Genomic DNA, 11,719 nt, shown 5'->3' with positions numbered 1-11,719 from the left:
CGAGCGCTCCGGAGGATCACGCTCGGGTCCACTCCGCGCAGCCGCCGGTCTGGAACGCCTTGTCCGTCGGCTCGATGGTGACGGTGGCCGGGCCGGTCGGCATGTCGGAGGTGATGATGTCGGCCAGGTTGGCGGACGTGCTCTTCATCCGGGCCCAGAAGCACATGGAGAACCCCGTGGTGGGCCCGGCGCTGCGGTAGGTGCCGGGTTGGATGTCCCTGCCGACGACGAACGTGCGGAGGGAGGCGGGGTTGATGGCCGGAGTCGCGCCGGCCCCAGCCGGTTGCGTCGTGCCGGGCTGCGTTGTTCCAGGCTGCGTTGCTCCGGGCTGGGTCGCTCCGGGCTGCGTCGCTGCGGGGTCGCTCGGCGCACTCTGCTGGGGTGCGCTCGAGGGCGGCGTGCTCTGGGCCGGCTGGTCGACGGGCGGGTCGGGGTCCTCCGCCGTCACCGTGATCGTGGGCGCGGGGCCTGCCGGTATCGTCCCCGCGCCGAACCCCACGAAGACCCCCAGGAGGAAGCCCAGCAGCGCGGCGAGTCCGGACACGAGCAGAATGATCGTCGGACTGCTCGTCGCCCGCGGGTAAGGAGGCGGGTACTCAGGAGGTCCGTACATCACGGACCCAAGCGTGCCATCCCTGTCAACGGTGGAGATAGTCGACGAGCGACGCCTTCTCCGTCTCCAGCTCCTCGATGGCGCTCTTCACCACGTCGCCGATGCTGACGATGCCGACCAGCCGGCCGTTCTGGACCACGGGCATGTGCCGGAAGCGCTGCGTGGTCATGATCCGCCGCAGCGCGTCGACGTTCTCCCCCGGCCCGACCGTGCGCACGTCGGTCGTCATGATCGCGGAGACCGGCTCGTCGAGGACCGCCGCGCCGCGGTCGTTCAGGTGGCGTACGACGTCACGCTCCGAGACGATCCCCTGGATCGTGACGCCGTCGGTGGAGACGACGACGGCGCCGATGTTGTGCTCGGCCAGCTTGGCCAGAAGGTCCCGGACGGACGCCTCCGGTGCCACGGTCGTCACGTCGCTGCCCTTGCCGCGAAGGATCGTCCCGATGAGCATGTGCACCACCTCTGCCCTCAGTGTTCCAAATCCTGGGTCCAGGCAAACAACCATGCGGGTACGCCGTCAAGGCGTCACGTAGGCTGCTTGCCGTACTAAATCCGATATAAGGACACAGACTAGATGACCGAGCCGCTCAACATCGGAAGCCATGACCTTCCCATCACCGAGGAACTGGCCGCATTCATGCGCACCGGCTGGGCGGATACGAGTCGGGTGGATGTGGCGGCGCTGCCGATCGCGCCGTGGGCGGCCAAGCGCCGCGCCGCGCTGGCGGGCCGGTTTCCCGGTGAGCGGCTGGTGGTCCCGGCGGGCACGCTCAAGGTCCGCAGCAACGACGCCGACTACCGGTTCCGGCCACACAGCGCGTCTGCGTACCTGACGGGCGCGGGCGAGCCGGACGACGTGCTGGTGATCGAGCCGTCCGGGGAGAGCGTGCTGTACCTGCGGCCGCGCTCGCCCCGCGAGGAGGGCCAGGAGTTCTACCGGGACCGCCGCTACGGCGAGTTCTGGGCCGGGCGCCGTCCTGACCTGGCGGAGGCCGCGGCGCTCTACCAGATGGAGTGCCGGCACATCCGCGACCTGGAGCTCGACAAGCCCGCCCGGGTGCTGCGCGGCGTGGACGCCTCGGTGGACGCGGGGGCGCCGCGCGGCGAGGGCGACGCCGAGTTCGAGTCGTTCCTGTCGGAGATGCGGCTGGTCAAGGACGAGTGGGAGGTCGGCGAGCTGCGCTCGGCCGTGGACGCCACCGTGCGCGGCTTCGAGGACGTCGTGCGGGCGCTGCCCCAGGCTGTCGGGCATCCGCGCGGCGAGCGGTATCTGGAGGGCGTGTTCGGGCTGCGGGCGCGGCTGGAGGGCAACGCCGTCGGCTACGAGAGCATCGTGGCCTCTGGGTCGCACGCGTGCGTGCTGCACTGGATCCGCAACGATGGTGCGCTGAGCGCCGGCGACCTGCTCCTGCTGGACGCGGGCGTCGAGTCGGACACGCTCTACACCGCCGACGTGACCCGCACGTTCCCCTTGTCGGGGCGCTTCAGCCCGGTGCAGCGGCAGGCGTACGAGCTGGTGTACGAGGCCCAGACGGCCGCCATCGCCACGCTCCGGCCGGGCGCCCGCTTCCGCGACTTCCACCTGGCGGCCATGCGGGTGATCTGCGACGGCCTGCGTGACTGGGGACTGCTCAAGGGCTCCACCGACGAGCTCATGGAGACCGGGCTCTACCGGCGCTACACGCTCTGCAGCAGCGGCCACATGCTGGGCCTGGACGTGCACGACTGCGCGAAGGCGCGGGCGGAGGTCTACCTGGACGGCGTCCTGGAGGAGGGCTACGCGCTCACCGTCGAGCCGGGGCTGTACTTCCAGCCGGACGACCTGACCCTGCCCGAGGAGCTGCGCGGCATGGGCATCCGCATCGAGGACGACCTCGTCGTCACCGCGGACGGCGCGGCGCTGCTGTCGTCCGGACTCCCGCGGCGCGCGGACGAGATCGAGTCCTGGATGAGTGCCCTGGCGTAACAGAGCCATCACGTTTCGTGCTGGGCTGACAAGGTGTGAGCTGGGTCTCATACCTTTTCCTCAAATTCGCCAGAAAGCGTCGACTACTAGAAAACCCGTCAGTAGGGTGACTGATCCGTAGGCGGCGGAGGTGGTCAGCTCATGGCCTTGTCCGGATTCGTCGGACGCAAGGCCGGGTCGGTGCTCGGGCAGGTCGGTGACCTGTTCGTCATCGCCCTGGAGGGGCTGCGCCGCAGCTGGGACGTCAAGAGCTGGTGGTGGGAGTTCGTCGACCAGTGCTGGTTCCTGGCCCGCGTCACCAGCGTGCCCGTCCTGCTCGTCTCCCTTCCGCTGGGCGCCACCGTGGCGCTGCAGGTGGGCGAGCTGGCCTGGCAGCTCGGCGCGGGCTCGGCCACCGGCAGCGCCGTCTTCGTCGGCCTGATCCGCGAGGTGGCGCCGCTGGCCAGCGCGTTGCTGATCGCCGGGGCCGGCGGCAGCGCCATGACCTCCGACATCGGCGCGCGCCACATCCGCGATGAGTTGTCCGCGATGGAGGTCATGTCGGTCAACCCGATCCATCGCCTGGTCACGCCGCGCATGTGGGCGGCCAGCACGATCGCGGTGTGCCTGTGCCCGCTGGTCATCCTGGCGGGCGCGAGCGGCGGCTACTTCTTCAACGTGGTCGTGCAGGGCGTCACGCCGGGCGCCTACTTCGACGGCGCGCTGTCCCTGGTGGTCGCCTCGGACCTGTATGTCACGCTGTTCAAGGCGTGGATCTTCGGGTTCATCGCGGCGGCGGTCGCCTGCTACAAGGGCATGACCTGCGCGACCAGCCCGGTCGGGGTGGGGCGGGCGGTCAACCAGTCGACCGTGGTGACGTTCATGCTGGTGTTCACGTTCAACTACGTGATCTCCGCGGTCTACTTCCTGGCCTACCCGCCGAGGTCGCTCTGATGGTGACGCGGACGGCCGGCCTCCGACTCGCCCTCCGGGGGCGGGATCTCGCCGAGCGGTTCGCAACGCTGGCCGACTGGCCGCTGTTCGTGTGGAAGGTCCTGTACTACTCCGTCCGCGACGTCGTGCTGCGGCTGCGCTACATCAAGGTCGTCTTACGGCAGGTCAGCGACGTCGTCGTGGGCGTCGGCGCGACCGTCATCGGCGGCGGCATGATCTTCGTGGTGTTCACGATGGCGTTCGTCGTGGGCGCGACCGTCGGCCTGCAGGGCTACCAGGGGCTGCAGGCGATCGGCGCGGAGTCGTTCATGGGCCTGGTGGGCAGCTTCGCCAACGTCCGCGAGATCACCCCGATCATCGCGGCGACGGCGCTGGCGGCGCAGGTCGGCTCCTCGTTCACGGCGGAGCTGGGCGCGATGCGGATCTCGGAGGAGATCGACGCGCTGGAGGTGATGGGCATCAACGCCTTCACCTACCTGATCTGCACCCGGGTCGTGGCGGCGCTGCTGGCGCTCATGCCGATCTACCTCATCGCGTTGTTCGCCAGCTTCTTCGCCACGCGGCTGATGTGCACGGTGTTGTTCGGGCTGGCGCCCGGCGTCTACGACTACTACTTCTACCTCTACCTGCCGGTCAGCGACATCGTGTTCAGCGTCGCCAAGGTGGGCGTGTTCGCCTTCGCGGTCATCGTGATCCATTGCTACCACGGTTTCTACGCCACCGGCGGCCCCGTGGGCGTGGGAGTGGCGGCGGGCCGCGCCATCCGCCAGTCGATCGTCACGATCGTGCTGCTCAACCTGCTGTTGTCGTACCTGTTCTGGGGCGGCGGCGGCAACATACCGCTGACGGGGTGAGCCGGTGGCCCGATTCGAACTCTCCCTCGCCGCCCGGGTGGGCATCGCCTTCGTCATGCTCGCTGTGCTGGCGGCGGCCACCGTGTACGTCATCCGCACCGCCACCCAGATCAGCGGGACCCGGATCGACGCCGTCTTCGCCCGGTCGGGGCAGGGCCTCGACACCAACTCGCCCGTCAAGATCCGCGGCATCACGGTCGGGGACGTGACGGCCGTGTCGCTCGACGCCAAGGGCCGGGCGGTGGTGACCATGCACATCGAGCCCGGCGTCAAGGTGCCCCAGACCGCGGTCGCCTCCATCGAGCCGTCATCGGTGTTCGGCCCGAAGTTCCTCGCGCTCACGCCCGGCACGGGCGAGACCACCGGCCCCTACCTGGCCAGTGGCGCCGTCATCACCGACACCGAAGGGCCGCTGGACCTATCCGACACGCTCGGCGCCGCCTACCGCGGCCTGGACGCCGTCGACCCGCGCGAGGTCACCGTGATCGTGCACACCATCGCCAAGGGGCTCGACGGCAAGGGCAAGCACCTGCGCGAGCTGATCGGCGACGCCGGCACCGTCATCGCCGTCGCGCACCGGCACCGCGGGCGGGCCAGGCAGTTCCTGCACGACACCGCCGCGCTCGGCACGGCACTGTCGGACAAGGGCGACGAGCTCGTCTCCATCTCCTCCGACGTCAACGTCATCACCCCCGATCTGCTCAAGCGCGCCGACAAGGTACGCGTCCTGCTCGACGAGGTCACCTCCGTCTCCGGCCAGGCGGCACACGGCCTGCGCAAGCACCGCCAGAACCTGCGGGCCGGGGTGCACTCGGGCGAGCGGGTGGCCGCGCTCATCTACGCCCAGCTCGGCCTGGCCGGCGACGGCATCCGCGGCGTCAACCGGCTCGTCGACCTGCTGAACGAGCTCATCGAGGCCCAGGGCCCAGGCGACACCCGCCAGCTGCAGGTCGAGGCGTTCCTCGCGACCGACATCTGCGAGCTGATCGTCGGCTCCTGCGGACCCACCGACGGGAGGCGCTGACATGGCCCGCCGGGGATGGTTGTTCGCCAGGTTCGCGCTGTTCATCGGGCTGACCATGACGCTGATCGTGCTGATCAGCGTGCAGATCGAGCGGGTCGGCACCGGCGGCGGCTACCGGCTCGTCGCCACGTTCGACGACGTGTCCGGGCTGACCGAGGGCGACCAGGTCAAGATCGCCGGAGCGCCCGTCGGCCAGGTCTCCGGCATCAGAGTCGTCGACGGGCGGGCGGAAGTGACCTTGGAGGTGCAGGACGCGGTCACCGTGCCGGCCGACACCGAGGCCGCCATCCGCTGGCGCAACGCCGTCGGCCAGCGCGTCGTCTACCTGATGCCCGGTACCGCCCCCGGCAAGCTGCCGCCCGGCGGCCGCATCGCCCGCACCTCATCGGTGGTGGACATCGGCGAGCTGGTCAGCGACCTCGGCCCGCTGACCCGCAGCCTGGATCCCGAGCAGATCAACCAGCTGCTCACCGCCGCCGCCAAGGCGCTCAAAGGCAACCAGCACAACATCCCGCGGCTGCTCGACAACGTCAACGCCATCACCACGACCGTCAACGAACGCAAGAAGACCATCGAGCAGCTGCTGGAGGACTACGCCACCGTGACCGGCGTGGTCGCGCGGCGGGACAAGCAGATCGAGCAGCTCATCGACAATCTGGTCGTGTTGTCGGACGCCTTCGCCGGCAACCGCAAGCTGATCGACGACTCGCTGGTGGAGCTGTCCACCACGATCCACACCCAGAACGAGGTGCTCGGCAAGAACGCCGGCGAGCTCGGTGCTCTGGTCGACAACCTGACCGGGCTGACCGGCGGCATCCGGCGGAACATCGGCAAGATCGACAAAGCGGTCGGCACGCTGCAGCCGTCGTTGGCGCGCGGCTACGCCACCGTCAACCGCGGCCACTACTTCATCACCGCGGTCCCCTGCCTGGCGCTGACCCCGGCGCCGTGCCCGTACGGGATGCAGACGCCGCCACCGCTGCGCAACACCCGGGTGCAGAGCTCCCAGGACCTCCAGAAGCTCATGGTGGGTGGCTGATGGCGCTCAAATCCTTCAGGGATCGCAACAAATACGCCGTCGGCCTGGTGTCGATGGCCACGCTCGCCGTCATCCTGGCCGCCACGTTCCTGGTCGGCAACCTCGGCCTGCTCGAGGGCGGCTACACGATGTCGGGCGTGTTCGCCGACTCCGGCGGCGTGCGCACCGGCAACGACGTGAGGGTCGCCGGGGTACGCGTCGGCGAGGTCACCGAGGTGCGCCCTGATTACGCGCAGGGCCAGGTGATCGTCACCTGGCGGGTCGACGACGGCGTGCGCCTCGGCCGCGGCACCCGCGCCGACATCGCCCTGTCGAACCTGCTCGGCGGCCGCTACGTCAAGCTCACCGGCGCGGTGTCGGCCCCGTACATGGACCAGCTGCCCGAGGCCCGGCGGCGCATCCCCATGGACCGCACCGGCGTGCCCACGCTGATCAACGACGCCATCAAGGACGCGACCCGCCTGGTCGAGCGCCTGGACACGGAGGCGGTGGACGACCTGCTCACCGAGCTCGGCAAGGTCGACCTCGCCAAACGCGGCCGCATCACCCGGCTGATGAAGAACATCGGCGACCTGTCGGACACGATCAGCAAGAGCGAGCCCCAGCTGCAGCGGCTGCTCGACCACGGCACCACGATCATGGAACTGCTGGAGAAGAAGGACAAGCAGCTCGTCCGGCTCATCGACGGCATCGAGATCATGCTGAACGAGCTGCGCAAACGCAGGAACGAGCTCCGCGTCCTGCTCGGTGACGGCAGCGACCTGGTGCGGAGCACCACCCGGCTGATCAGCGAGCACGAGCGGTCGCTCATCCAGGTCCTCGACGACAACGCGGCCATCACCACCCGGCTCAGCGACGGCAACGAGCAGCTCAATTCGCTCCTGGCATGGGCGGGCCCGACGTTCTCCGGCCTGTCCACGATGGGCGGTCAGGGCCCGTGGCTCGAGGCCATAGCCACGGGCCTCGGCCCCATCAACCCGGAGGTGCTCACCGCCATCACCAAGGACAGGAGGAACGACCGATGAGGCGGCTGACAGCGGTGCTGGTCGCCTGGGTGTTCCTGGCGTCCGGGTGCTCCGTGCTGGGGGCGGAGCCGTACCGGCTGGTGGCGATCTTCAGCAAGGCGCCCTCCTTGTACGAGGAGGCGCGGATCAAGGTGATGGGCCTCGACGCCGGGTACGTGGACAGCATCCGCATCGAGGGCGACAAGGTCCGGGTCGGGCTGCGGGTGGACCGGGACGTGCCGCTCCCGGCCGAGGTGAAGGCCGTGGTCGCGCCGCAGAACACCCTGGGCGAGCGCAACGTCGTGCTCTACCCGCCGTGGAAGCCGGGAGATGCGAAGATCGCGCCTGGGACGACCATCCCGCTGGAGCGCACCGACCTGCCGGTGGAGATCGACGACGCGCTCGACGCGTTCACCAAGCTGACCGACGCGCTGGACGACGACAAGCTGGGCGACGTGGCCGGGGACCTGGCCGACGGGGTCAGGGGCCGCGGCAAGACGATCAACAACGCGATCGCCGACACCGCCGAGCTCACCGGCACTCTGGCCAAGCAGGACCAGCAGCTCATCGACCTGGCCAAAGGGCTGAACCGGCTGGCCACCACGCTCAACGAGCGCGAGAGCCAGGTGACCGGCGCGATCGACTCCTTCTCCGAGGCCAGCGCGATCCTGGCCGAGGAGCGGCGGCGGCTGCGCGGCTTCGTCACCGGCATGGCCGAGTTCGTCCGGCGCGGCGACGTGATCATCGAGCAGTACGCGGAACGGCTGCCGCAGGCCGCCGGGACGCTGGCCGAGCTGGTGCTGACGGTCCGGGCCAACAGCGCGTCCATGGCGCAGGCGGTCAAGGGCGCGGCCGACTTCGCCGACGTGATCATCGACGCCTGGGACAGGAAGCAGCACGTGCTGAAGATCCGCGTCGTGCTGAACGCGATGACGAAGGCGTGGCTGACGCCGCTGTTCGAGGCGCTGAACCTGGGGAGGGTGCCGTGCCTGCCCGGCCGGCTGAGCAACTGTCCCTTCGAGCGGCAGGGGAGGCGGCAGTGAGGCTCTTCGCCGCGGCGCTCGCACTGGCCGTCACCACGTCGTGCTCGCTGCAGACGCTCGGCGCCACCACGGGCGACCTCACGCTGTACGCGGTCTTCGACGACGTGCAGAGCCTGGTGGCCGGGCACAGCGTGCAGATCGCGGACGTGCGGGTCGGCACGGTCACCGAGATCCGCCTGCAGGGCTACCGGGCCAAGGTGACGATGTCGGTCAAGTCGGAGCACCGGTTGCCCCAGGGCAGCACGGCGACCGTGGCCAAGACGTCGGTCCTGGGCGAGAACTACGTGCTGCTCACCCCGCCGAAGGGCAAGGACCTGTCCACGGGCCCGTACCTGGCCAACGGGGCCACGATCGCCGACACGTCGGTCGAGCCGGACATCGAGCAGGTCACCGCCAAGGCGGGGCCGCTCATCGAGGCGCTCGGCGCGCAGGACGTCAACGCCATCCTGGACGCCGCCTCGACCGCGTTCGCCGGGCAGGGCGACGAGGTCAACAAGCTGATCAAGCAGACGGCCGAGGTCACCGACGCCTACTCCGCGGCCCGCGCCGACCTGGCCACCACTATCGACGCGCTGGCGAAGCTGGGCGACGACCTCGCGGCGGGCAGCAACGAGCTGGACCGGCTGCCGGGCACGCTCGCCGCTGCCACCTCGCGGCTCGCGCACGGGCGCAAGCACATCAAGAAGACCATCGTCGCGCTGACGAACCTGGCCAGGGAGGCCAACCTCACCGTGTACCCGCGGCACGCGGCGCGGCTGCGTACCCTGCTGCGCGAGCTTCAGGCCATCTCGTCCTCCATCCAGCGGGGCAAGGAGGATCTGAAGGCGCTGGTGGCCAAGATCCAGACGTTCCTCGACGCGCCGCCGATCACGGCCAACGGCCAGGTGCTGATCTACGTCTGGCTGAAGGGTGTGCTGCTGCCCCAGAGGTCCGCCGAGGGGCCGCGGCCGAACCTGGTCGAGGACTTCCGCCTGCTGCTGGAGCCGCCGCGATGAGAAACCGGATTTATCTGAATTTGGGGTTCTTCGCGGCGCTCGGGATCGTGATGACGATCTGGGCGTTCAGCACGATCATCCGGCTCGACGCGATCGAGCGGCCGTACCGGGTGTCGGCGGAGTTCCTCTCCTCCCCCGGTCTGGTGCGCGGCTTCGATGTGGCCTATCTGGGGGTACGCGTCGGCAAGATCGGCGATGTGGGCCTGGCCCCCGGCAGGATCGTCGTCGGTCTGGACATCGACAAGGAGATCCGGCTGCCGAAGGGCGTGACGGCCGAGGTGCGGCGCAAGTCCGCCATCGGGGAGCCGTACGTGGAGCTCTCACCGCCGGCCACCGGTGTCGCAGGGCCGTCACTCGCGGCCGGGGACACGATCCCGCTCACCAAGACGACCGTCCCGCTCGACTACAAGAAGTTGTTCGAGGGCGTCGGCAAGCTCCTGAACGCGGTGCCGCCCCGGGACGCCAAGACGATCACCCATGAGCTGGCTGTGGCGCTGGACGGCCGGGCGCCGGCGATCAGGAGCCTCATCGACGACGCCCATTCCCTGACCGACACCCTCGCCGACAACGCCGACGTCCTCGACGATCTGTCGGTGCAGCTCACGCAGCTGACGCACACGCTGGCGGGCAAGAGGGAGCAGCTGGCGTCCGGGATCACGGACCTGAGCACGGTGACGGCGACGCTGCGCGCCTCACGTACCGACCTGAACACCATCCTCGACCAGGGGCCCGGGGTGTTCGCGCGGCTCGACGCGGCGGTCAGGACGTCCCGGCCCGGGTTCTCGTGCCTGCTGACGGCGGCGGGGCTGCCGCACCGGCCGGCGTTCTCGGCGGAGACCGGGCGGAACGTGCACCACCTGCTCAGCATCGTGCCGACCGCGCTGAGCCTGACCGACGACGTCAGCGACCGGCGCGACGGCACCGTCTACGCCAAGGCGGCGTTCGTGTTCAGCGTGCCGGGCGGGCCGACGCCTGCCGAGGAGTACGCGGGGGCGATCGGCCCGCCCAAGGTGCCCCGCCTGCGTGCGTGCCCCGATCGGCCGGCCGTGCCCGATCCCGCCGACACCGATCCCGACGACACCGATGCCGACGACACCGATGCCGACGACGTCGCGGACCGGGGCACCGGCCCCCGTCAGGACGCCGCTGCATCCCCGGGGCCTGGGGCGAAGAAGACCGAGGAGCCCAAGGAAAGCAAGCGCGTCGCCAAGACGTCGCCCAGCGGCGTGGCCGCCACCGGCGCCGCGTCGTCCCGCACCACACCGAACCCCGTCCCGCTGATTGTCGCGATATTCCTCGCCGTTGTGGCATGTGGTGGCATCGTGGGCTGGACCGCGGCGGGCCGGGCCGCTCGCCGCCGTGAGGAGTCATCGTGACCCCCAAGCAGGACCTCGCCGACGCCGCGTTCACCTCCGCCACGACGGATGGCGACATGCCCGACAGCGCCACCTCCGCCACGATGGAGGGCGCCGCAGATACGGCCGCCACGGACGGGGCCGCAGAGACCGCCGGCGCGGACGGGACCGCCGCTCCCGGCGGCGGCACCCGTGCTACCGGCTCGGCCACGGCCGACGCCGAGGCGTCCTCCTCCGCGGCGGATGCCGACATTCCGGACGGCGTCGCCTCCACCGCGGCGGCCGGTGCGGCGCCGGTCGCCGGGAAGGACGGCAGGCCGCGAATTGGGCGGGTGACCCGTGCCCGCCTCGTCGGGGCGCTGGCCGCCATGCTGGTGGCCGCCGTCGCGGCGACCGCCGTGCTGCAGTGGGTCGCCGCCGCTCAGGCCGACGACGCGCGGACCAAGCTGGAGGCCGAGCGGGCGCTGCGCCTGGAGGTGTCGGGCGCGGCGAGCGCGTTCAGCAAGGCCCTGCTCAGCTACGACTACCGGGATCTCCAGACCACCCGGGCGACCCTTACCGCGCAGGCCACGGGCGACTTCCTGACTACGTACGACACGGCGTTCGGCGGGGCGATGGCGCAGGTCATCGTGAAGCTCAAGGCCGTCTCGCAGGCCACCGTGCGCGAGGTGTATCTGGCTGATGTGGACGAGGCCACCGCGCACGCCATCGTCGTGGTCGACCAGCAGGTGAACACCTCCGAAGCGATCCGCTCAGTGAAGGATTCGCACCTTAAGATCGCTCTTGTGAAGGATAAAGGCACCTGGAAGGTCCACGACGTGACCGTGCTCGGCGCGGCCTCCGAGGATCAGTACACCCTCGACGGCGGCGACCAGAAGAAGAAGGACTGA

Annotated in this window: 12 protein-coding genes; 10 read left to right on the top strand and 2 right to left on the bottom strand. The window is 70.0% G+C overall.

Going from position 1 to position 11,719, the window contains the following annotated elements; translation table 11 throughout:
* Nucleotides 1–16 precede the first annotated feature (16 nt).
* Both ACTWQA_RS27045 and ACTWQA_RS27040 read right to left on the bottom strand, forming a co-directional pair.
* Nucleotides 17–544: a hypothetical protein gene (locus ACTWQA_RS27045; protein WP_443161870.1), complete on the bottom strand. Its 528-nt coding sequence runs from the start codon at nt 542–544 to the stop codon at nt 17–19.
* Nucleotides 545–638: 94 nt separating this feature from the next.
* Entirely contained in the window at nt 639–1,067 is a 429-nt protein-coding gene (locus ACTWQA_RS27040; protein WP_305922130.1) for a CBS domain-containing protein, read from the bottom strand.
* Nucleotides 1,068–1,190: 123 nt separating this feature from the next.
* Here ACTWQA_RS27040 and ACTWQA_RS27035 point away from each other — a divergent pair, with 123 nt between their 5' ends.
* The 10 genes from ACTWQA_RS27035 to ACTWQA_RS26990 all read left to right on the top strand — a co-directional run bounded on the left by ACTWQA_RS27035 (nt 1,191) and on the right by ACTWQA_RS26990 (nt 11,719).
* On the top strand, nt 1,191–2,582 hold the full coding sequence (locus ACTWQA_RS27035; protein WP_443161869.1) for an aminopeptidase P family protein: 1,392 nt from the start codon (nt 1,191–1,193) through the stop codon (nt 2,580–2,582).
* Nucleotides 2,583–2,723: 141 nt separating this feature from the next.
* Nucleotides 2,724–3,515, top strand: a complete 792-nt coding sequence (locus tag ACTWQA_RS27030) for an MlaE family ABC transporter permease (protein ID WP_327583034.1) — start codon at nt 2,724–2,726, stop codon at nt 3,513–3,515.
* Nucleotides 3,515–4,369, top strand: coding sequence for an ABC transporter permease (locus tag ACTWQA_RS27025; RefSeq protein ID WP_305922127.1), 855 nt, complete (start codon nt 3,515–3,517; stop codon nt 4,367–4,369). The genes ACTWQA_RS27030 and ACTWQA_RS27025 overlap by 1 nt, the downstream gene beginning before the upstream one ends.
* Before the next feature lie 4 nt (nt 4,370–4,373).
* Nucleotides 4,374–5,393, top strand: a complete 1,020-nt coding sequence (locus tag ACTWQA_RS27020; RefSeq protein WP_443161868.1) for an MCE family protein — start codon at nt 4,374–4,376, stop codon at nt 5,391–5,393.
* A 1-nt stretch (nt 5,394) separates the two neighbouring features.
* Entirely contained in the window at nt 5,395–6,432 is a 1,038-nt protein-coding gene (locus tag ACTWQA_RS27015; protein ID WP_443161867.1) for an MCE family protein, read from the top strand.
* Entirely contained in the window at nt 6,432–7,457 is a 1,026-nt protein-coding gene (locus ACTWQA_RS27010) for an MlaD family protein (protein ID WP_443161866.1), read from the top strand. Before ACTWQA_RS27015 ends, ACTWQA_RS27010 begins: the two co-directional genes overlap by 1 nt.
* Nucleotides 7,454–8,479, top strand: a complete 1,026-nt coding sequence (locus tag ACTWQA_RS27005; protein WP_443161865.1) for an MCE family protein — start codon at nt 7,454–7,456, stop codon at nt 8,477–8,479. The genes ACTWQA_RS27010 and ACTWQA_RS27005 overlap by 4 nt, the downstream gene beginning before the upstream one ends.
* A complete protein-coding gene (locus tag ACTWQA_RS27000) occupies nt 8,476–9,474 on the top strand; it encodes an MCE family protein (protein ID WP_443161864.1) in 999 nt (332 codons plus the stop codon). The genes ACTWQA_RS27005 and ACTWQA_RS27000 overlap by 4 nt, the downstream gene beginning before the upstream one ends.
* Entirely contained in the window at nt 9,471–10,850 is a 1,380-nt protein-coding gene (locus ACTWQA_RS26995) for an MlaD family protein (RefSeq protein ID WP_443161863.1), read from the top strand. Before ACTWQA_RS27000 ends, ACTWQA_RS26995 begins: the two co-directional genes overlap by 4 nt.
* Nucleotides 10,847–11,719, top strand: a complete 873-nt coding sequence (locus ACTWQA_RS26990) for a hypothetical protein (RefSeq protein ID WP_443161862.1) — start codon at nt 10,847–10,849, stop codon at nt 11,717–11,719. Before ACTWQA_RS26995 ends, ACTWQA_RS26990 begins: the two co-directional genes overlap by 4 nt.

It is taken from the genome of Nonomuraea sp. 10N515B (assembly GCF_052245915.1).
GTDB lineage: Bacteria > Actinomycetota > Actinomycetes > Streptosporangiales > Streptosporangiaceae > Nonomuraea.
This window is presented reverse-complemented; position numbering and strand designations above follow the sequence as displayed.